The organism is Halobacillus sp. Nhm2S1, assembly GCF_019599545.1.
In the GTDB taxonomy this organism is placed as follows: Bacteria; Bacillota; Bacilli; order Bacillales; family Halobacillaceae; genus Halobacillus.
Genome location: NZ_JAIEZV010000002.1, coordinates 661,098 through 683,223, shown reverse-complemented (window position 1 = coordinate 683,223; position 22,126 = coordinate 661,098). Strand labels below are relative to the sequence as shown.

Sequence of the window (22,126 nt, the reverse complement as noted above, 5' to 3'; positions counted from 1 at the left end):
CATAGACCTCCTTAGGCGATGGTGTCTCTTTCATTTTTGAACTGCTTTTGCTTTTCACTCTCCATGATTTCTTTCAAGCGTAATACAACGTCATACACATCTTCGTAAGATGTATAAAAAGCGATCGGCGCAAGGCGGATGACGTTCGGTGAGCGAAAGTCAGGAATGATCGCTTCTTGTTTGAGAGCTTTACAAATGCTTGCGGCCTCGTCATGGACAAGACAGACATGGCCTCCGCGGCGTTCATCATTCAAAGGGTTGCCGATTTTGAACCCGTATCCCGATAGTTCCTGATGGATGAGATCCATCAATAAACGAGTGAGCTTCAATGATTTGTTTCTAATCTGCTGGATGCCCGCTTCTTCAAAAAGTTCCAGTGACCCTATGAGCGGTGCTGAACTGAGCACATGAGGGGTTCCGATCTGAAAAGCTCCTGCGGATTCAGCAGGAGTAAGTTCGTGGCTCATGTCGAACTGCTTGTCTTTATCTGAACTGAACCAACCTGCAAGCCCCGGGGTTTTTCCGAGGTGCTTTTCGTTCACATACAGTCCGCCCACCCCGCCGGGTCCACTGTTCAAATACTTATACGTACACCATACAGCAAAGTCAACACCCCATTCGTTCAAGCGGTGAGGAAGGGCTCCGATTGAATGGGCAAGGTCAAAACCGACGATGATGCCGTATTCATGAGCTGCCTTGGTTATTTTCTCAATATCCAGCAGCTGCCCACTACGATACAAGACAGAAGGCAGGAGGAGAACAGCAATGTCTTCGTCCATTTCTTTAATGATGGTATCTTCCGATAATGTATAGCCATCTTCACTTTTGACGCGGATCAAATGTTCTTGAGGGTCTAACCCGTGCCATTCGATTTGGCTCTTCATAGCGTGAATGTCCGAGGGGAAGTTCAGTTCATCCGCCAGAATTTTCGTCCGTCTTCCGGCCGGCTTATAAAATGTCGCCAGCAACTGATGAATATTGGATGTAATGGAACCGGTATTGATGACTTCCTCAGGTTTTGCTCCGATAAGAGGCGCGGTCAGAGCCCCGATTTTCTCTGACATGTAAAACCATGGTTCTTCTCCTTCCGTCCATCCCCCGATGGCATGTTTCTTCCAATCATTTAGTGAGGTGGAGAGGGTTTCCTCAGAACGTTTCGAAAGCAAACCAAGGGAATTCCCATCCATATAATAAAAACCTTCCTGGTAAAATTCACGTTTAAATGGCTTTAGCGGGTCTTGTTGGTCCAATGCTTTTACATCTTCTCTTGAAATTACAGGTTTAGTCATCAATTTTCCTCCTCGACGATCATTCATTAATCAAGTTATGCTTCATAAGGACAGCCTTGATCATAGAGTAGGAATACCCCTCAGGCAGAGACTCTTTCAAGGGCTTCAATTTACGCTCCTCCATTTGATCGTAGGCTTGCAAAATATGACGTTCTTGTTCTTCATCAAACCAGCGGTCCCAATCGATCTCATACCCCTCTTTTCCCGCTCGGAAAATATGGTTCTCAATCGTTTGTTTGCCTATGCCTCTTTCTTTTGCTATTTCTTTCACGTCATTTCCCTGTTCCCAAAGCTCGTAAGAAATGATGTGACTGGGGCGATCATCAAACGGATCTTTCTTTTGAACAGAAGGTTCCGTCGAGCGAGTCGGAGTGGATTTCGTCTCTGTCGCTTCGCCCCACGGGCGCGTTTTTTCTAGGAACTGCTCTCCATACTTCTCGAACTTTTGCTCCCCGATCCCTTTGATGTTCATCATCTCTTCTTTGCTTTCCGGGAGATGAATACTCAAGTCCTTAAGGGTGGCATCAGAGAAGATGACGTAAGGGGGGAGGTTGCTTTCATCTGCGATCGACTTACGTAACTGTCGCAACTCTTCAAAGTATTGCTCATTGTATTCGGTTTTCTGTTTCTTCGTTGTGGATTCAACCAGCATTAAGACAGGTTGATTTCCTTTGATGACAGAAACAGCTTCATTTGTCAGTTTTAATGAGGGATAACGTCCTTCGCCTGTAGATAGGTAACCTTCCGCGGTTAAAAACTGAATGAACCGAGTCAGTTCTTTTTCTGTATAATTCGGCATGATGCCATAGGTCGATAACTGTTGGAAGTGGAACTGCTTTACTTTTTGGTCGGAAGAACCTTTGAGAACCTTTGCTGTAAGACCTGTTCCGAACCTTTCACCCATGCGTTTCACACAGGACAATACCATTTGTGCTTCTTTAGTCATATCCTGTTCTTCACCATCGTGGGTGCAATTCGTACACTTCCCACACGGCTCAGAGTCTGTCGGATCATCAAAGTAATCGAGAATGTATTGCTGTAAGCAGGAATGGGTATGACAATAATTCACCATGGCTTGAAGTTTCGTGTACTCATCCTTTTTCTTTTCTTCATTGGGGGACTGATCGATCAAAAAACGCTGCAGGTTAATATCCTGGCTGGAGAAAAGCAATACACAGTCGCCAGGCTCACCATCACGACCGGCACGGCCGGCTTCCTGGTAATAAGATTCAATATTCATCGGCATGGAATAATGAATGACATAGCGGACGTTTGATTTATCGATGCCCATCCCGAAAGCATTGGTTGCAACCATCGTAGTCACTTCATCCTGAACAAAATCCACCTGTGCTTGTTTCCTTTGATGCTCTGTCATTCCCGCGTGATATTTTCCAGCGGCATACCCTTTTTTCGTTAAAAGGTAATGAAGCTGATCGGCATCCTTACGCGTGGCCGTGTAAATAATACCGGATTCATTGGGAATTTGAGTCAAATATTCACTGATGAATTCTCGTTTGTCACGACCTTTAATAATACGGAACGATAAGTTGTCCCTTGCGAACCCTGTATTGATGACATTCCTATCCTCAACATCAATCAATTCTTTAATGTCTTTAATTACTTCCTGGGTCGCTGTGGCTGTCAGCGCCATGAGGACGGGAAGGTTAGCGACCTTCTTTAAGGTAGGTACAATAGACCGGTAGCTTGGACGAAAGTCATGTCCCCACTGGGAAATACAGTGGGCTTCATCAAAGGCGATTAACGAAAGGGGGATACTGTTAATGGCAGCTAAAAAATTTGGTGAGTCAAACCGCTCAGGAGCGACATACACGAAAGAATAGCGGCCGTTTTCCATATCCCTCAGTCGTTGTTGCTGCTCTTGGTGGGAAAGGGAGCTGTTGATGTAAGTAGCGGCCACTCCATAGGAATGGAGGGCATCCACTTGGTCTTTCATCAAAGAGATCAACGGGGATATGATGATCGCTGTTCCTTGCAAAGTGAGTCCGGGGATTTGATAGCAGAGGGATTTTCCGCCTCCTGTAGGCATAACCGCCAAAGTGTTTTTTCCTTCTAAAACATGAGTGATGGCCTCTTTTTGACCAGGGCGGAACGAGGGATAACCGTAGTATTGTTGGAGAATATTTTCGGCCTGCTGAATCATCGTGATCATCCTTTTATACATAATCTTCTTTCTCCCACATCTTATCATGTTTCACGTGAAAACTGTGGGGAAAACTAAAGAAGTCATACTTCTAAAAAGGAGAGATTATACATGAAGGCTATTGTTATTGAGCAATATGGAGATAGAAATCAATTAATTGAAAAAGACGTGGAACGCCCGGTTCCAAGTGAAAGTCAGGTCATCGTGGAATTGCATGCGACATCCATCAATCCAATCGACTGGAAATTGCGTGAAGGGTACTTGAAAGAAATGTTGGATTTTGATTTTCCTATCATTTTAGGATGGGATGCAGCGGGAATCGTCGCGGAGGTTGGTTCTGCAGTACAAAACTTCAAAGTAGGCGATCGCGTTTTCGCTCGCCCGGATACAACGCGATTCGGGACGTATGCTGAGTACACAGCTGTGGATGAGCATCTTTTAGCCCATCTTCCTGAGAATGTTTCATTTGAGGAAGCGGCAGCGGTACCATTGGCAGGTCTTACTGCATGGCAATGCCTAGTGGATTTTAGTGACATTAAAGAAGGAGATCATGTGCTCATCCATGCAGGTTCAGGTGGTGTCGGCCATTATGCGATTCAGATTGCGAAACAAAAAGGAGCTTATGTAGCAGCGACAGCCAGCGGAAAGAATCAGGAGTGGGTAGAAAAACTGGGTGTCGATCGCTTTATCAATTATAAAGAAGAGGACTTCTCCGAGATATTGAGTGACTATGATATCGTCCTCGATACCCTCGGGGGAGAAATTCAGGAAAAAAGCTTTTCTGTCCTGAAAGAAGGAGGCCGTCTACCGTCCATCGTTCAGCCACCGGATGAAGATCTCGCAGCCAAGCATGGTATCAAAGCAGGATTTGTCTGGCTTGAGCCGAGCGGAGAAAAACTGGAAAAACTGGCTTCCATGATGGAATCAGGAAATTTAGTATCTGTCATCGGACATCGCTTTGATCTTAGTGAGGAAGGGTTGAAAGAAGCTCACAGCGTCAGCGAAACCCACCATGCTAAAGGTAAAATTGTCATCAACATTAAATAGGGTCTACCCCTTCACACCGGACCAGGTCATACCAAAAACGGATGACCTGGTCCGGTTTTTTTATCTAAATATGAACTTCGCATAAGCTCCCTTTACCAAGTTGGATTGTCTTCCGCTATCCCGATTGTTAAAAGTCCACTCACTGAAAGTCTCAAAACGGAGTCTTCCACAATCCTGCCAGTTACTTTAAGAACTCGAAACGACAATTGTTGTGTAAATTTTCTTACAATTTATGAGTGAGTAGAGTAAACTAAGGGTAAAGGATTTGTAGTAAGTAGGAATGGAGGAGAGGTCGTGCTAACTAATTATCAAACGGGAGTTTACTTTGATGAAATGATGAAACAAGATGGTGAGCCGAAAAGGCACTACCAATGGTTTTATCAACTGGTCAATCAATTTACAGAACGCGATTTGATGAAAAAGCATGAAACAGCTCAGCTTAATTTTCTTAGACAGGGCATTACATTCACCGTGTATAACCACACGGGGGGAACAGAGAGGACGATGCCGTTCGACTTTGTTCCAATCATCATTCCGAGGCAGGATTGGGAAGAAATTGAAAAAGGGATGAAGCAGCGGATGACTGCTCTCAACCATTTTTTAGAAGATATTTATCATGATCAGGAAATAGTAGAAGCGGGAATCATACCAAGAGAGTTGATCGAGAACAATCCTTATTACTACAACAAACAAGTCAGTGGGATAGACATTCCTTTAAGGAATCATATATTCCTTGCCGGAGTAGATTTGATTAGAGATGAAAATGGTCAATATCGAGTATTGGAAGATAATTTGCGTAATCCTTCTGGGATGTCTTATGTTTTCCAAAATCGTTACGTTATGAGACAAGTGTATCCTGAATTATTCTTCCAACATTCCATTGAAACGTTGGAGCATCAATTGTCAGAGCTTCACCAGGCGGTGACCAGTCATTTGCCTGCCAACGCAGATCCTCATAAATCGGCGACCGCTGTTTTATTGACGCCGGGAATTTACAACTCTGCTTATTATGATCATGTCTTTCTTGCTCAGCAGATGGGAATCGAACTGGTCGAAGGTAGAGATTTGATTGTCAAAAATGATGTTGTCTACATGAAGACCATTAAAGGGTTGAAGCGTGTGGATATCATTTATAGAAGAATCGACGATGACTTCCTTGATCCTGAAGCGTTCCGGCCTGACTCGGCCCTCGGGGTATCCGGGTTGCTCAGGGCTTATCGAAAAGGGAATGTATCGATACTTAATGGCATTGGCAATGGTGTAGCGGATGATAAAGCGATGTATGTGTATGTTCCGGATATGATTCGCTTCTACCTCGAAGAAGAGCCAATTATCCCGAACGTTGAAACCTACTTCCTTAGTGATCCTGAGCGTCTGGATTATGTGCTGGACAACATCCATGAACTGGTTGTGAAAAATGTAGGGGCTTCAGGTGGTTATGATATGCTGATAGGTCCTCAGTCCGAAGAAAGTGAACGAGAAGAATTCAAGAAGAAGATCATTGAAAATCCTCATCAATATATTGCTCAACCCACCATTAAATTATCAAGGGCTCCTGCTTATCAGGAAGGTAGATTTTATCCATGTCACGTGGATTTACGCGTATTTGTCATGAATGGTGAAAAGACAAATGTACTTCCTGGCGGGTTATCACGAGTAGCGCTCAAAGAAGGCTCTCTTGTGGTGAACTCCTCTCAAGGTGGAGGAGGAAAAGATACGTGGATTTTGACAGAAAGTGGTGATCACCATGCTTAGTCGTGTAGCAGATTCTCTTTACTGGATGTCACGAAATATAGAACGAGCTGAAAACAATGCAAGGGTCCTAAGTGTCCAGCTCATTCACATGTTGGAAGCACAAAATCAGGAGGCAGCGGATCGGGACTGGGAAGAAATTGTGGAAGTCTGTGCTTCCGCCAAAGATTATTACAGCTTATACGATCGCTTAGACAGGGAGACGATGATCCAGTACTTGACTATTAGTCCATTTAACGTTAATTCTCTTATGAATTGTATGAATTTTGCCCGTGAGAATGCCCGTTCGACAAGGGATATACTTCCTGAAGAACTGTGGGAAGTTTTAAATGCCTTCCATTTGGACCAAAAGGATTGGCAGGAGCTCCCGAATACGAGACAGCATACCCAGGACTATCTGGATCGAGTAATTAAAACTTCCATGACGTCACAAGGGGTCATTGAGTCCAGTATGAGCCGTGGAACTCCCTATACTTTTATTAAAGTAGGGAAATGGCTGGAGCGCGCGGAGAAAACGGCAAGAATATTGAATGTGACATGTGAAAAGAACAGAAAAGAGGCGGATGTTCCGACTGATCACTACTATTATTGGCTGACAGCTCTACAGTTTCTAAACGGTTATGACGCATACATTAAGGAACACCCGCCAACGATGGAGTCCAAACATGTCCTCAGCTTTTTGATTAAAGAAGGGACGTTCCCTCGGTCGATTCGTTATTGCATGGATCATGTTATGGAAGCGGTCAACAAACTTGAAGGTGGAAAAATCTCTCACTATTCTGAAGACCTTTTTCAAATGCTTGAGCTCATTCAAGATGAAATTACGAGCACGAACATAGAGGAAATGGATATGAATGAGCTGATGTCATTTCTCGATCATTTCCAAGATCGGTGCATGACACTGAGTCGTATGTTCTCACAAACCTATTATCTAATTGAACCGGTTCACGTCAAGTAAAGGCTATCCAGGAGGAATACACTGTGAAGTTCCAAATTGAGCATACCAACACCTTTTATTATGATAACTTCGTCGATCAAAGCATGAATCATATACGTTTAAAACCAAGAACGGATGAATGCCAGAGGTTACTGGCTTACCGGACTGAAATCACTCCAGGTTCGATGACGAAAGAACATATTGATCTCTGGGGGAATCATGTGGAAACTTTCTTCATTCCCGAGAAACATGAACATTTAACGTTAAAGACAACGTCAACGGTCAGTATCCAAAAAAGCCCATTCATCCGTATGATTGAATGTTCAAGTGAAATGCAGACGATTTTCCATTCAGAACTTTTCCGTCATCACTATTTGGCTTACTTAAATGAAACCCCTTATACTTTCCTGTATAAAGAACAACACGAAGAGATTATCAATGAAGTCGGTGACGCAAAAGATCCAATCCGTTTTTCATTAAGGCTGATGGAATACATCAATCAATCCATAAGATACGATACGACGACCACCCAAGTGAATACCAAGGCGTATGAATCATGGCCGTTAAGGGCCGGCGTGTGCCAGGATTATGCACACGTCATGATTGGGATCTTGAGATCCCAGGGTATACCTGCCCGGTACGTAAGTGGATATCTGTATGTAGGAGAAGATTCAGCACTTGTGGGTGATGCGGCCACACATGCATGGGTAGAAGTGATGGTTCCCGGAATCGGCTGGGTGGGTCTCGACCCTACCAATAATGTCGAAGCATTAGAACAGCATATCAGAATTGGGACAGGAAGAGATTATGCAGACGTCAGCCCGCTTCAGGGAGTATATCGTGGAGGCGGACAAAACCTTGATGTGAAAGTTAGTGTAACGCTTCTAGAACAATAAAAAATCCCTCTCCTTCAAGGAGAGGGATTTTCATACGTCATCCGTTTTGGAAGCTTTCTTTATGACGTGGCTGTCCTTTGAAATAATCGATCAATAAGCCGATAATTCCACCAACAATCGCTGGGAAGACCCAACTTAGGTTCAGTTCAAACAATGGCAGTTGACTGATCAATGGTTCGATGGATGATACATCTGCGCCAAAAGCTACGAGCCCATCATAAACCCCTATGACCGAAGTCAATAGAATCGCGCCTCTGTAAACATAAGGTGAGTGATTGAAGAGGGGGCTCATGAATGTTAGAGCCACCAGAACAATGGTGATCGGATAAACGAACACAAGAACCGGAACAGAATAAGCAATGATTTGGTTTAATCCAATATTAGAGATCGCAAAACTAATCAAAGTTACTACTATGATGACATGGTGATAAGTCATTCCGGGAACACGCTTGGAAAAGAACTGGCCACAAGCAACTGTCAGACCGATGCAGGTTGTCAAACAGGCTAGTCCTACAATAACACCAAGCAATAGCGTCCCTACATCTCCATACATGATTTGTGCAGCACCCGCAAGGATGGCACTTCCATTATCAAAGGAACCTTCTGTTGCCATTCTTGCTCCAATCCAACCAATGGCCACATAAACAGTAGTTAGTCCAATCGCTGTGACTAAACCTGCTTTCAATGTCCGGCGGGTTAATTCTTTTGGATCGGTGACGCCGCGATCGCGGAAGGATGAAACCACAATGATTCCGAAAGCAAGAGAAGCAATCGCATCCATGGTCAGATACCCCTCAATGAATCCTGTGAAGAAAGGTTGAGCCTGATATTTTTCCCCTGCTGGCTGAATCTGTCCATCCAGCATAAAAAAGCTTCCAATAACGAGGCCAAGGATAGCTAAGAATAATGTAGGGGTTAAGATCTGCCCCACACGATCCACTAGTTTAGATGGATTGCGGCTGAGCCAGTAAACAAGTACAAAGAATAAGACCGTAAAAATGAATAGCGTCAACGATTTGCCGTTGGTAAAGGGAACGATGCCTGTTTCAAAAGCAACGTTGGCAGCCCTTGGAATAGCAAAGAAAGGTCCAATGACAAGATAGACCATCGCCGTAAATAATAATCCGAACCTTGGGTGGACACGTCCAGCTAATTGAACAGCCCCGTTGCGGACAAGCGATATCGCCGCGACTGTCACGATAGGTAACCCTACACCAGTAATGACAAAACCGAAAATAGCCGGGAAGTAGGATGTTCCTGACTCAATACCGAGGGATACAGGATAAATCAAGTTCCCAGCACCGAAAAACAAAGCGAACAGTGTGAATCCAATAAAAATTGTGTCTCTTGCTTTCATACTGGCTCCTCCTCATAGATGTCTGTATATTTTACGTAAAAAAAGCGCTCTTATCCAAAAGATGAGCGGCAATAATCAAGGCTTCTGCATGATTTTCGTTATTGAAAAGTGAATGAGATTAACGCACCGCCGTAATACTATCAATGTCATACCTTTCTGTCAATTATTTTTTTAGAAAATTTAAAAGGTTATGATTACCATACCATTTTTTGTGTGATTCCCTTACAAATTAAGGGTTTATTCAACAATCTGGCAGGTTTGTGGAAGGCTCGAATTCAAGATGCTTTGGGGTTCGTTACTGAATTGAACGTCGGGGTTGGCGGGGAAGCTACTCGTATAGCTCCATCGCCTAGACACTCGCGTCATAAGCAGGGCGATTCCGCATTTGAACACTTTCCTGTGGGAGAGTGGCGAGCTTCCTTGGACTTCTTCCTGCGGGACCTCGCCTATCTCCTTTCTCCCACGGGAGTCTCCCAGCTTCCACACACCCCATCCATTCAACAAAAGTCGAAACTAAGTTTTCAAGTAAAGGGAGCGATATTGGAAGAAGGTTTGATGGGAAAGGGAAGTTTTTTACAGACAATTTAGTTTACAGATGCGGGAGAGGCATATAGAATATGTCTATATTACTCGAGGGTCGTACATACACCTTATAGAAGGAGACTGTTCAATGATAGATTCGTTACTATTGCAACTGATGTTAGTGGGGTTTCTCGGCGTAGGATCACAGTGGATAGCCTGGCGCTTTCGATTGCCTGCCATTGTCGTCATGTCCATCGCCGGTCTCTTAGCCGGGCCTGTACTAGGCCTCATGAATCCTGAACAGGACTTCGGAGAACTTTATAAGCCGATCATATCCTTGGCCGTTGCTGTCATTCTTTTTGAAGGAAGCTTGAACCTCGATATGAAGGAAGTGAAAGGTTTAGGCCGTCCCGTATTCAGGATTGTGACATTCGGTGCGTTTCTAAGCTGGATATTGGGTTCATTAGCGGCTCATTATGTGGCAGGTTTGTCCTGGGCTGTCGCTTTTACAATCGGGGGGTTATTCATTGTTACAGGTCCGACTGTAATCCTTCCTTTATTGCGTCAGGCTAAGTTAAAACCTCGGCCAGCTAAAATCTTGAAATGGGAAGGGATCATTGTCGATCCGATTGGTGCACTACTAGCGGTATTTGCGTTCGAAATCATTCTATTCCTGACGAACAATGATCCTTCTGCGTTATTGATGTTCTTTGCCGCTTCCGCTTTTGCTGTCTTTCTTGGCTGGGTTTGCGGAAAAGGGGTTGGCTGGATGTTCGAAACAGGGTACATCCCTGAGTTCCTTAAATCGCCAGCCGTCTTTGCCGTTGTTATTGCTTGCTTTACAATTGCTGATGAAATCATGCATGAAACGGGGCTGTTATCTGTTACTGCGATGGGGATGACTCTTGCGAATATGCACATTTCATCCATTGCAGATATGCGGCACTTTAAAGAAAATATATCTTTATTGTTGATCTCTACCATCTTCGTCATGCTTACCGCTTCCCTCACAGTCGAAACTTTGGTGGAAATCTTCAACATTCAAATCATTGGGTTTGTAGCTCTAATGTTGTTTGTCGTCCGCCCCTTGTCGATTTTCCTATCTACTGTGGGGACGGATTTATCTAAATCAGAGAAGCTTCTGGTCGGTTGGATCGCACCAAGAGGGATTGTGGCCCTGACGGTTGCCAGTTATTTTGCGAGTGTCCTTTTAGAAGAAGGATTTGAAGATGCATCGATTCTTATATCCTTGACCTTTGCTCTTGTATTTACAACCGTTGTGGCACATGGATTCTCTATAGGCTGGCTTGCGAAAAAGTTAGGACTGTCGATGGAGGGGCCACCGGGGGTTCTCATCGCAGGAGGGAGTGCATTTACAACAGGTCTTGCTAAGACATTGGAGGACCTTAAAATTCCCGTTCTTCTTACAGACTCTTCGTGGCAGCGACTGTCCCGTGCCCGTTCCCGTGGGATTGAATCTTATCATGGAGAAATTTTATCTGAACAAACGGAGTATTATTTAGATATGACACCTTATGAGTATCTGGTTGCCGCTACAGAATTAGATTCTTACAATGCCCTCGTTTGTACGACTTTCGTACCGGAATTTGGTCGTAACAACTCATTCCAGCTTAGTTTAAGTAATAAAGAGGGGGACGATTTGGAAGATCTTGTGCATACAATTGGTGGGAGGGTCCTATTTGAAGAAGGGGCTTCCTGGGAAGAATTGAACGCTAGAGTGGAAAATGGCTACGTGTTCCGCAAAACGACGATTACAGAACAATATACTTTCCAAGACTACATGAAGAATATGGATCAACACGCCATGCTCTTATTTTCGAAGAGAGCCTCAGGAAAAGTTGAGTTCTTCACTCCGGAGATGGAGTATAAGGCAGAAAACGGCGATGTCATCGTTTCCTTAATGCCTCCAAGTAAAGAATTTGAAAAAATTCAGGAAAAGCTTGAGGGCCAGCGAAAAGATAAAGAAAACCAAAAGAAATCTTAAATTAAAAAGACGGAGGATAACAGGATCCTCCGTCTTTTTTTATTGCTCTGCCTGAGCCAGTTGCTTATTCAGTTCCTTTAGCTCTTCTTCCATACGAGCCAGCTGTTTTTCTGCATTTTGCACATTACCTCCGGCAGCTTCAAGCTTATCTAAGTCCCCTTGGATGCGGATATAATCAGATTTTAAGAAAGTGATTTGATCTTGGATTTCTTTTTTTGTCATGGTTTATTCTTCCTTTCTTTATGTTGTTCCACTTATCATTGAGACGTATAATGGAAAGAAAAATTCATCTTATTCAGAATTTCACCAAAAAACTGGTTTAAAGCAAAAAGAAAAGGGGTACTTACTGATGACTATAATTTATGAACACGATCCAATCAAGTTTCATGAACAAGTGGAACCATTACTCCTGGATAAGGAAGCAGAAAACAACCTGCCTTTGGGTATTTTAGAACGTCTGAAGAATACTCAAGGAAAAGAAGCTTGTCATTTAATCAGGTTCCAGGACAACGGAAAAACTACATTCATGTCAATGAGAACGCCTCCACATTTATGGATCATTCCCTCGCTCACACATTGGGAACCTGCTCACATCCGTGCATTTGTCCAGTACCTGGTTAAAGAAGAGCATGATGTCCCTGGAGTGCTCGGGGAACGAAAGGCGGTAGAATTTTTCTTGAAAGAATGGATGGATCATACAGGGCAGGAAGCAGAACTACAGATGGAACAAGGAATTTTCAGATTGCATCAATTGAAAACGATACAAAAACAAAAGGGTCATTTAATTGAATCAGATGCTTCTCATCAGCCCCTTGTTGAAGATTGGCTGAGACAGTATGGAAGAGAAACGGGGGAGGATCATGTAGTTGGACGCGCGGAGGAATTGGCTGAAAATCTGATTGCGGATGGGCGTCTTCATTTATGGATCGTCGAAGGGACTGCCGTTTCCATGGCAAGTCGGGCACGAACAACCAAAAATGGAGCGACAATTAATGCTGTGTTTACACCTGATCGGTACAAAAGGAAGGGATATGCCTCTCAAGCGGTTTGGCATCTCACTAATAAACTGTTGAATAGTGGCTACTCTTTTTGTTCTCTCTATACGGACCTTGCCAATCCTACATCAAATTCGATTTATAGAAAAATTGGATATGAAAGAATAGGGGATTCAGTTGTCTATCTTTTTACAAAATAAGGAAAATGTAATAGTGAAATTGGAGTATTCAGCATCTATGATGAGCTATACCGAACATATATACATCCAACAATTACAAGTTCCTTACATGGTAAAATATACATAAAATAGACGAAAAATTCTGTTTAAACTGATTTGAGTGAAGGGAATCAATTTCGGTATTATGTTTAGTAATTGACCTAAAAACTACTACATCAATCATTTAGGAGGATTACATAGTTGAATGTATTAAAAGTAGTAGACAAAATCATTCTAAAGATCGAAGAATTCATATTAAGTTATGCTGTGATCATCATTGCCTTGATGGTCGTAGGAAAGGCGTTAAGCAGGGCGTTGTTCAGCTATTCGCCACCCTTTGCAGACGAAGTGAGTCAAATAGCGATTGTGGTAGCGACATTCATGGGAATTAGTTATGCAGCAAGAAAGGGACGTCATATAAGTATGTCCGCTTTTTACGATCTGGCTCCTTTCAAAGTGAGGAAAGTTCTAGCTGTGCTCATTCCATTAGGAACCGCCGCTGTCTTATTTGTACTCGCTTATTATTCAGGCTTCTACGTCCTCGATGTCTATGAATCTGGCAGGGTAACATCTGCATTGGAGATGCCCGCCTATTACTTGTACATCTTTATCCCGATCGGGTTTTTACTCGGAGGTGTACAGTTTCTAAGAAATGCATGGATCAACATTAAGCATCGTGATGAAGTGTATTTAGGGACAGATGCCAAGGACTATAACGATGAAAAAACAAAAGAACTAGAAGGAACGCACTTGTAAAAAAAATTACGATGAAGAAAGGGTAACGATATGATAGCCACAATGCTCATAATCATGGTGATCCTTCTTTTATTGAACTTTCCAATGATGATTCCGTTGATGGTGGCACCATTGGTCATTATGTTCATTTACTTTCCGAATTTGGATCCTATGATTCTCATGCAACAATTTTCTACAGGGATAGAACCATATGTTCTTCTAGCCGTACCGTTGTTCATTTTTGCAGCGGATATTATGACGACAGGTAAGACATCGAATCGATTGTTAGATTTTATTGGGTCTTTCATTGGCCATATCCGGGGAGGCTATGCGGTTACAACCGCAGCTGCGTGTACCCTGTTCGGTGCGATATCCGGATCCACGCAGGCGACTGTTGTAGCCATCGGTAAACCGATGAGAGAGCGCTTGCTGAAAATCGGCTACAAAGATCCGACAGCGATGGCCTTGATTATCAATTCCAGTGATGTAGCTTTACTTGTCCCACCAAGTATCGGGATGATCATATATGGATTGGTATCTGGAACATCCGTAGGTGATTTGTTTATCGCCGGAATTATCCCAGGCGTGATCGTCTTCTTGTGCTTTTCCATTTACAGTGTCGTTTACGCAAAGATGGCTGACATTCCATTAGCGAATAAAGCTACATGGAGCGAAAGGCTGCAGATGACTAAAAAGGCGTTGCTTCCGTTAGGGTTCCCGGTTTTAATTATTGGTGGTATCTACACGGGGGTGTTTAGTCCCACAGAGGCAGCTGGGATGTCTGTGCTTTATGCCTTTGTCCTTGAAGTGCTTGTTTATCGGTCTGTACATATTAAAGAACTGCCTAAAATTGCCCGGTCTACAGGTTTAGTGACATCTGCCGTCTTCGTTCTTGTCGCCGGTGGTCAAGCTTTTACATGGGTCATTTCATTTGCTCGGATACCGCAGATGATTACTGAAACCGTTCTTGGCTCAGACCCTAGTGCCATTTACGTACTCTTGATGGTGACGATTTTCTTCTTCATTGGATGTATGTTCGTCGATCCAATCGTTGTTATCTTGATATTGACTCCTATCTTCTATCCTGCCGCGATGAGCGCAGGAGTAGATCCTATCCATTTAGGAGTTGTAATCACATTCCAAGCGGCTTTAGGTTCAGCCACACCTCCATTCGGAGTCGATATTTTTACCGCCAGTGCGGTGTTCAATAAGCCTTATTTAGAGGTCATCAAAGGAACACCGCCATATATCCTGATGATGTTTGCTATCTCAATATTACTGATATTCTTTGAGGAACTTTCACTCATTCTTCTTTAATCCAGAGTGGAAGCTGATATACAAAAAAATGGGGAGGTTATTGTTATCTTTAAAAAAAATAGTTTGTTAACATTCATGTCTTTAGTCATGCTCAGCATGGTCCTTGCTGCCTGCGGTGGCAGTGACGGTGGAGACGGCAATGCCAGTGGTGATGGTGGAGAAACCTACAACTGGAAGTTTGTAACGGAAGAAGTGGATGGGCAGGTCCAATATGAATACGCAGAAGAATTCGCTAAGCGTATGAACGAAAAATCAGATGGAGCTGTAAACATTGATGTTTATGAATTTGGTGGTCTTGGAAGTGAGACAGACCAAGTAGAGCAGCTTCAGAATGGAACCGTACAGATGGCGATTATGTCTCCTGGTTTTACAGGTAACATGGTAAAAGAGGGACAAATCTTTGCTTTGCATTTCCTTTTCCCAGATAGCGTAGAAAAGACACAACAAATTTTGAATGATAGTGAAGCATTGAATACAGATCTTCGAGAGCTTTATGAAGAACACAGCATTTCTCCGTTAGCTTACTGGACAGAAGGTGCGATGCAGTGGACATCCAGTAAGTCTATTGAAGAACCTGCCGACTTCGAAAACTTTAAAATGCGTACACAGACGTCTCCATTGATTCTAAAATCCTATGAGGCGTACGGAGCAGACCCTACACCAATGAGTTGGTCAGAGCTTTATACAGCATTGGATAGAGGTACAGTGGAAGGTCAGGAGAATCCAATCTTCTTTATTGGAGACGCTTCTTTCTATGAAGTACAGGATTACATGACACTATCGAACCACAATAACTATGTAGCGATGACGACAGTCAACACAGACTGGTATGCAGGTCTTGATGATGAAATGAAGACAATGGTTGATGAAACGGTTAAAGAAATGCAGGACTGGGTATTCGAAGAGCAGAAGAAGCAGAATGAAGAGTATCTAGAAACGATTAAAAACGATACAGAAAACCCAACAGAAATTATTGAATTGACAGAGGAACAACGCAAAGCTTTCAAAGAAAAAGCGCTTCCTGTGCGTGACTTCTACCGTAGTGATGTTTCTACCGTAGACGGACAAGTTCTTGATAAGCTTCTTGAAGAAATTGAAGCTTCAGGCGAATAAAACACATTGAAAAATGTCCAGAGCCCACCAGCTCTGGACATTTTTCATGATAACTTTACTTCAACTAAAGGTCCCGATTGTGGAAGTGAAGTTTCGAGACTTTTCTTGAGTGGACGGAGTTGAGGGGAATAGCTCGCTTTCCGAGGGAGCGCGGTGAGATCCTCCTCGGACTGCGTCCTGTGGGGTCTCACCATGCCAATAATCGGTGTATAAGAAATCCTATTCCGGAGCTACCCAGGGTTCGGTTTGTTTTCTGTAGTCCAAAATTGTGAGCAGCAGTACGAGAAGGAAGAGAAAGCTGGACAGCTTAAATAGCGTAGCCGTTTCGACAAACTGATAAACAAACCCAAGAATGAATGCACTGGATCCGATTCCGAGATCAATCGATGAATAGTACATCCCGTTAGCAATTCCGCTTCGCTCTGTCGTGGTTTTGGAAATGACCCATGCTTGAAGCGCAGGCATCATGGATCCGAAACCAATTCCAAACAAAGCCCCCGCAATGATTAAGTGGACGTTTGAACTGGCAAGAGCGAGCACCCACATGGCACCGAACGATATGAATGAACAAATCATGATCAATTTCCACGGACCGTTTTTATCAAAGTATCGACCCGTGATCGGTCTCGTTATGGTCGCAAATACAGCATTAAAGAAATAAAAGAGAAAAGTCCCGGTAAGACCTTGTTCGTTGCCGAAAATTACGATATAGGTAACCACAGATCCGTAGCCGAATGTATTCAAAATTGTAACGAGGGCCGGATACCAGCTTCTTTTTTCAATGAGAGAAGCAGTAAAAGAAAAGCGTGGAGGATCTTCTTGGTTCTTATATACTTGCTCTGGTGTTACAAAACGAGTAACAGAAAAGAGCAGGATGGCAATGATTCCCAAGGCAGCAGCAATGCCGACAAGTAGGTCAAAGGAATAATTCTGATAAAGGTAAATGCCCAGGCTTGGAGCCATGATCATCCCCACCGTTACAGAGAGTCCGAAGTACCCCATGCCTTCTCCTACACGTCTTCTCGGAACGAGATCCACGGCAGCGGTCCCGTTTACCGTTGTAGACCATCCCCACGCAATTCCGTGGATGAAACGAATAATCAACAGAATGACAACCACTTGGGTAATCGGGTAAAGGGCGGTCATGACTAGTAGGGAAATCGCTCCGATCAAAACAAGAATTTTACGTGGCCGCGTCATCAGCAGATGGCCGATGAAAGGGCGAATAATGATTGCGGCAAAGGCGAACGTCGTTGTAATCAGTCCTACTTGTAAACTCGAGCCTCCAATGGATTCAATATAGGGGGGCAGGTTTGGAAGAAGCATTTGAAAGCTCATGAATGTGAATAGGTTGGCTAAGATTAAAAAGATGAACGGCCATGTCCAAAGTTTCGGTTGTGGCATTTCTTTTCCTCGCTTTCCGTGTAGTTCGTCTTGTTTGCAAAAAATGAAACCCACTATAAATAGCGGGTTTCAGCAGATATTATTCTGGATTCGTGGTTTCTCTTCTCTCAAGCCATTCTTCGTAAAAATGACTGATGATGGCTTTCAGTACTGCGTAGGTCGGGATCGCGAACAACAATCCCAGAAATCCGGCGAGACTTCCTGCTGCCAGGATCAAGGTAATGATGGTCAGTGGATGGATACTGAGCGCTTTCCCCATGACGTTCGGGGATACAAAGTTTCCCTCCAGCTGTTGGGCGATAATTGTAATAACGGCCACCCAGACAGCAAGGATTGGATCCTGGAACAGTCCTACGAGCAGGGCTGGAATTACAGCTAAAAATGGACCGACAAAAGGAATGACATTCATAACCATGGCAAACAAGGCCAGGGTAAGGGCGTATCTCAAATCTATGATCATGTAGCCGATCAAAAGCAGGAGACCAACGACTATACTTACTGTCATTTGGCCCAAGATGAAAGCGTTCAGCGTGTAGTCCACGGACCGAGCAAGCTTTTCAAAGCTTTTCGCAGCACGAGGACTTAAGAATTTCTTAATGAAGGGCACGAGCTTATCCCCATCTTTCAACATGAAGAAAAGGAAGAAAGGGATAAGTACAAGGGCGAAGACAAATCCAATCAGCTGACTGACGACGTTGATAATGACCGTTGGTGCTCCTTGTAAATAGGTCTCTAAGTTATTGACTACATTATCAATGGTACTGTTGAATTCACTTGGGATAATATCCTGATTTTGCTGCCAGTACGTAACGGTTTCACTTAGCATATCAGCCATATCAGGAATATTGTCCACAAGTTTTGTGAATTGCTCCTGAGCGATGGGAGCAATGAAACGGGTGATCAGGAATCCGATGAATATGTAGAAAAGAAAGATGATCAGAATCCCTAGTATACGTGGGACCCGGTATTTTTCTAATAGCTGCAGCATCGGACGAGAAATATAAAAAAGAATTCCTCCGCCAATGAGAGGAACAGCGATGGCTGCAATATAGGTTAGGATCGGTTCAAAGAAAAAATGGATTTGGTTTAATAATAAAACCAAGAGGGAGAGAAGGATAGCGGTCACAATGACTTGGAACCAACGTTTATGAATCAAAAGCGGACACACCTTTTTATAAGAGTTTAATCACTATGTTAAGAATACCAAAGTTTGCCGGTGAAGCAATACATTTACTTTTAATCTTAGTAAGAATAAACTGAAAAAAGAAGCATGAATTTGGAGGAGGAACTTGAATGAAGAATGAATTACTGGAACGCTTTACTTCTTACGTGAAAATCGACACACAATCGGATGAAAACAGCCCGACCACTCCTTCGACCGAAAAACAATGGGAGCTAGCGAATCAACTGGTGGATGAACTGAAGGAGATGGGAATGGAGGAGGTTACTGTCGATGACCACGCCTATGTGATGGCGACCCTTCCATCGAATACGGATAAAGAAGTTCCTGTTATCGGCTTTCTTGCACACATCGATACAGCAACAGACTTTACTGGGGCAGGAGTGAACCCGAACGTGGTAGAGGATTATGACGGTGGCACAATAGCATTGAGCGAGGATGTTGTGTTGTCACCGGAAGAGTTTCCGGAACTTCCTACATATAAAGGGCAGACTTTGATTACGACAGACGGCACGACGCTTCTCGGAGCGGACAACAAAGCAGGAATTACGGAAATTATGACAGCCCTCCATCATTTGATTAAGAATCCGGATATCAAACATGGAAAAATCCGTGTAGCTTTTACGCCGGATGAGGAGATCGGCAGGGGTCCTCATAAATTTGATGTGGATCGTTTTGGTGCGTCTTATGCTTATACAGTCGATGGTGGTCCATTGGGAGAACTCCAATATGAGAGTTTCAATGCGGCAACAGCTAAAGTGACCTTCCACGGCCACAGCGTTCACCCGGGCACAGCAAAAGGTAAAATGGTGAATGCGGCCAAGTTGGCGGTGGCTTTTCAAGGGTCCTTACCAGAAACAGAAGCGCCTGAGCATACAGAAGGTTATGAAGGATTTTTCCATCTTCACTCCATACAGGGGGATGTAGAGAAAGCTGAATTAACTTATTTAATTCGAGATCATGACAAGACTGCGTTTCAACAGAAAAAAGAGAAGATGAAGCAAATAGCGGAAACCATCCGTGAAAACTACGGCATGAAACGTGTGGAACTGACGATAGAAGATCAATATTACAACATGGGAGACAAAATCGAACCAGTGAAACACATTGTAGATATCGCCCATGAGGCCATGCTGAATAAAAAAGTAGAGCCGCTTGTGAAACCGATTAGGGGAGGAACGGACGGATCTCAACTTTCCTACATGGGACTGCCAACGCCGAACCTATTCACAGGGGGAGAGAACTTTCACGGGAAGTACGAATACATTTCGCTTGAAAGCATGGAAAAATCCACCCAGGTCATTGTCGAGATTGCTCGGTTATTCGAAGATAAGTCAGAAAAGTAACAGAAGCTGCGAATAGCTCAAACGTTCGTTCAATATTGCATAAGGAAACCTTCCTGTCCTCATACTAGAATTATTCTATAATGTGGGCAGGAAGTCGTTGACAAAACACCGTTGCGTGCTATGATGAAGGATAGATGTAGCATTCCTAAAGGGGAGTAGCTGGGACAATAAAGTCGTCATTTCGGGAAACATTCCCCGGCTTTATTGGCAACGGATGTTGTTAGCGAGACCTTTACCCACTGTGGTAAAGGTCTATTCTTTTGGTCCTTACCATAGTGGTCGGGACCATTTTTTATGGAAAAGGAGAGAATCGAATTGGATGCTCAATTATTGATTGAATACGGTTGGGTTTTGATCGTGCTTGTCGGTCTGGAAGGAATTCTTGCCGCAGACAACGCGCTTGTACTAGCCATCATGGTTAAACACCTGCCGGAAGAAAAAAGGAAAAAGGCATTATTTTACGGTTTAGCGGGTGCATTTATACTTAGATTTGGATCTCTGTTTATCATTTCCTTCCTTGTAGACGTATGGCAGGTTCAAGCATTAGGAGCCGCTTACTTACTATTCATTTCAGGAAAACACCTCTTTGATCGGTGGCGGACCAAAGGGGATGATTATGAAGAAGAAATGGAAGAAGATGCAGGGAATCAGAGAGGGAAAAGCTTTTGGGCTACTGTCCTTAAAGTAGAGCTTGCCGACTTGGCTTTCGCGGTGGATTCTATATTAGCTGCCGTTGCTCTTGCTGTCGCCTTGCCTGAAACAGATTTACCGGAAGTTGGAAGCTTGGATGGTGCACAATTCGCTGTCATTCTCGCCGGTGGTATGATTGGAATTATCATTATGCGTTTTGCTGCAGGTTATTTTGTTAAACTATTGAAATCCCGTCCAGGTTTAGAAGTAGCAGCCTTTGTCATTGTAGGTTGGGTCGGTGTGAAATTGGTTGTATCTACACTTGCACATCCAAATATACAAATCCTGGATGAGCACTTCGCTCATTCAGCCCTATGGAAAATCATCTTCTATTCTGTCCTTGTCCTTATCGCAGCACTCGGATGGTTCTTATCAGAGAAAAAAGAAGTGGAAGAAGAATAACAACAAAGCTGTGGCCCTCGCCACAGCTTTTCTTATGGGCAAAATCTTTTACTTTCCTTATGAGCCATGTAAGATGAAAGGAGAGGAAAATAAAGGAGGGCTTACGAATGGGCAAAGCAGCTCAACATCCTTCACAACAGTTTCACTATATAAAGAATAGAATTCAAATGCTTAATCAAGTCGTTTCCAGCATGGATGCAGAAAATGTGGACATCCAAGATTTCAATCGTGTTCTGGATATGATTGAGCAGCTCCAGGTGAAAATGACCCGCTTCAAAAAAGATTGGGAGCAGGAATCTTGAAGGTCCAATGGACACCGATCACCCAACAAGATGCAGAGGAAATTGCAGGCTGGAAATATCCTGACCCCTATAATTTTTATGATATGACGGCTGACGAAGAGGATTTGGAGCTATTCGTAAATCCGGAGAAGCGGAGTCCTCATACGTACAGCGCACATGTAAATGGGGAGTTGATCGGCTTTATGACGTTGGATTTGAGCCATCATCCCACTATTGATATCGGATTAGGTATGCATCCGGATGAAGCAGGAAAAGGGAAAGGGGAGAGCTTTGTTAACTCGTGTCTTTCCTTTGCGGCAGAAAGGTGTCAAGCTGCAGCTTTCACACTTTCCGTTGCTACATTCAATAAGCGGGCCATTGCCGTTTACGAGCGTGTTGGTTTTATAAAGAAGCAGACATTCATGCAGGCAACGAACGGGGGACATTATGAGTTCCTTTCTATGGAAAAATAATTAAGG

19 protein-coding genes are annotated in these 22,126 nt (G+C 43.6%); 13 read left to right on the top strand and 6 right to left on the bottom strand.

Features of this window, described 5'->3' with window-relative positions:
• Positions 1 to 11: 11 nt before the first annotated feature.
• Together kynU and recQ are read right to left on the bottom strand one after the other, a co-directional pair.
• Entirely contained in the window at positions 12 to 1,289 is a 1,278-nt protein-coding gene (gene kynU / locus K2225_RS09735) for a kynureninase (protein WP_220584550.1), read from the bottom strand.
• 19 nt (positions 1,290 to 1,308) lie between these two features.
• Positions 1,309 to 3,450, bottom strand: coding sequence for a DNA helicase RecQ (recQ, locus tag K2225_RS09730; RefSeq protein ID WP_220584914.1), 2,142 nt, complete (start codon positions 3,448 to 3,450; stop codon positions 1,309 to 1,311).
• Positions 3,451 to 3,561: 111 nt separating this feature from the next.
• On the opposite strand from recQ, the gene K2225_RS09725 reads away from it, so the two are divergent.
• From K2225_RS09725 to K2225_RS09710, 4 genes are all read left to right on the top strand, one after another.
• Entirely contained in the window at positions 3,562 to 4,497 is a 936-nt protein-coding gene (locus tag K2225_RS09725; RefSeq protein ID WP_220584549.1) for an NADP-dependent oxidoreductase, read from the top strand.
• Between the two features lie 294 nt (positions 4,498 to 4,791).
• Complete coding sequence (locus K2225_RS09720) at positions 4,792 to 6,252, top strand: circularly permuted type 2 ATP-grasp protein (RefSeq protein WP_220584548.1); 1,461 nt, start codon at positions 4,792 to 4,794, stop codon at positions 6,250 to 6,252.
• A complete protein-coding gene (locus K2225_RS09715) occupies positions 6,245 to 7,207 on the top strand; it encodes an alpha-E domain-containing protein (RefSeq protein WP_220584547.1) in 963 nt (320 codons plus the stop codon). Before K2225_RS09720 ends, K2225_RS09715 begins: the two co-directional genes overlap by 8 nt.
• Positions 7,208 to 7,230: 23 nt before the next feature.
• Complete coding sequence (locus K2225_RS09710) at positions 7,231 to 8,082, top strand: transglutaminase family protein (protein ID WP_220584546.1); 852 nt, start codon at positions 7,231 to 7,233, stop codon at positions 8,080 to 8,082.
• Between the two features lie 37 nt (positions 8,083 to 8,119).
• On the opposite strand, the gene brnQ is transcribed toward K2225_RS09710, so the two are convergent.
• Positions 8,120 to 9,439, bottom strand: coding sequence for a branched-chain amino acid transport system II carrier protein (gene brnQ, locus K2225_RS09705; protein ID WP_220584545.1), 1,320 nt, complete (start codon positions 9,437 to 9,439; stop codon positions 8,120 to 8,122).
• 670 nt (positions 9,440 to 10,109) lie between these two features.
• Here brnQ and K2225_RS09700 point away from each other — a divergent pair.
• Positions 10,110 to 11,966, top strand: a complete 1,857-nt coding sequence (locus K2225_RS09700; protein WP_220584544.1) for a cation:proton antiporter — start codon at positions 10,110 to 10,112, stop codon at positions 11,964 to 11,966.
• A 39-nt stretch (positions 11,967 to 12,005) separates the two neighbouring features.
• On the opposite strand, the gene K2225_RS09695 is transcribed toward K2225_RS09700, so the two are convergent.
• Positions 12,006 to 12,188 (bottom strand): SE1832 family protein, encoded by a 183-nt coding sequence (locus tag K2225_RS09695; RefSeq protein WP_220584543.1) that lies wholly within the window; start codon positions 12,186 to 12,188, stop codon positions 12,006 to 12,008.
• A 127-nt stretch (positions 12,189 to 12,315) separates the two neighbouring features.
• Between K2225_RS09695 and K2225_RS09690 the strand changes: the two genes are divergently transcribed.
• The 4 genes from K2225_RS09690 (at position 12,316) to K2225_RS09675 (ending at position 16,344) form a co-directional block, all read left to right on the top strand.
• On the top strand, positions 12,316 to 13,161 hold the full coding sequence (locus tag K2225_RS09690) for a GNAT family N-acetyltransferase (protein WP_220584542.1): 846 nt from the start codon (positions 12,316 to 12,318) through the stop codon (positions 13,159 to 13,161).
• A gap of 219 nt (positions 13,162 to 13,380) precedes the next feature.
• Complete coding sequence (locus K2225_RS09685; RefSeq protein WP_220584541.1) at positions 13,381 to 13,935, top strand: TRAP transporter small permease; 555 nt, start codon at positions 13,381 to 13,383, stop codon at positions 13,933 to 13,935.
• 30 nt (positions 13,936 to 13,965) lie between these two features.
• Positions 13,966 to 15,231, top strand: coding sequence for a TRAP transporter large permease (locus K2225_RS09680; protein ID WP_220584540.1), 1,266 nt, complete (start codon positions 13,966 to 13,968; stop codon positions 15,229 to 15,231).
• A gap of 75 nt (positions 15,232 to 15,306) precedes the next feature.
• On the top strand, positions 15,307 to 16,344 hold the full coding sequence (locus K2225_RS09675) for a DctP family TRAP transporter solute-binding subunit (RefSeq protein ID WP_220584539.1): 1,038 nt from the start codon (positions 15,307 to 15,309) through the stop codon (positions 16,342 to 16,344).
• A 219-nt stretch (positions 16,345 to 16,563) separates the two neighbouring features.
• Here the strand turns inward: K2225_RS09675 and K2225_RS09670 are convergent, their stop codons facing one another.
• Together K2225_RS09670 and K2225_RS09665 are read right to left on the bottom strand one after the other, a co-directional pair.
• Positions 16,564 to 17,748: an MFS transporter gene (locus K2225_RS09670; protein WP_220584538.1), complete on the bottom strand. Its 1,185-nt coding sequence runs from the start codon at positions 17,746 to 17,748 to the stop codon at positions 16,564 to 16,566.
• Between the two features lie 79 nt (positions 17,749 to 17,827).
• Entirely contained in the window at positions 17,828 to 18,904 is a 1,077-nt protein-coding gene (locus K2225_RS09665) for an AI-2E family transporter (RefSeq protein WP_220584537.1), read from the bottom strand.
• 137 nt (positions 18,905 to 19,041) lie between these two features.
• Here K2225_RS09665 and pepT point away from each other — a divergent pair, with 137 nt between their 5' ends.
• The 4 genes from pepT to K2225_RS09645 all read left to right on the top strand — a co-directional run bounded on the left by pepT (position 19,042) and on the right by K2225_RS09645 (position 22,120).
• Positions 19,042 to 20,274, top strand: coding sequence for a peptidase T (gene pepT / locus K2225_RS09660; protein WP_220584536.1), 1,233 nt, complete (start codon positions 19,042 to 19,044; stop codon positions 20,272 to 20,274).
• A 315-nt stretch (positions 20,275 to 20,589) separates the two neighbouring features.
• Positions 20,590 to 21,366 (top strand): TerC family protein, encoded by a 777-nt coding sequence (locus K2225_RS09655; RefSeq protein WP_220584535.1) that lies wholly within the window; start codon positions 20,590 to 20,592, stop codon positions 21,364 to 21,366.
• 107 nt (positions 21,367 to 21,473) lie between these two features.
• Positions 21,474 to 21,668 carry an SE1561 family protein gene (locus tag K2225_RS09650; RefSeq protein WP_146815196.1) on the top strand — a complete coding sequence of 65 codons (195 nt, stop codon included), beginning with the start codon at positions 21,474 to 21,476 and terminating at the stop codon, positions 21,666 to 21,668.
• A complete protein-coding gene (locus K2225_RS09645; protein WP_220584534.1) occupies positions 21,665 to 22,120 on the top strand; it encodes a GNAT family N-acetyltransferase in 456 nt (151 codons plus the stop codon). The genes K2225_RS09650 and K2225_RS09645 overlap by 4 nt, the downstream gene beginning before the upstream one ends.
• The last annotated feature ends 6 nt before the right edge of the window (positions 22,121 to 22,126 follow it).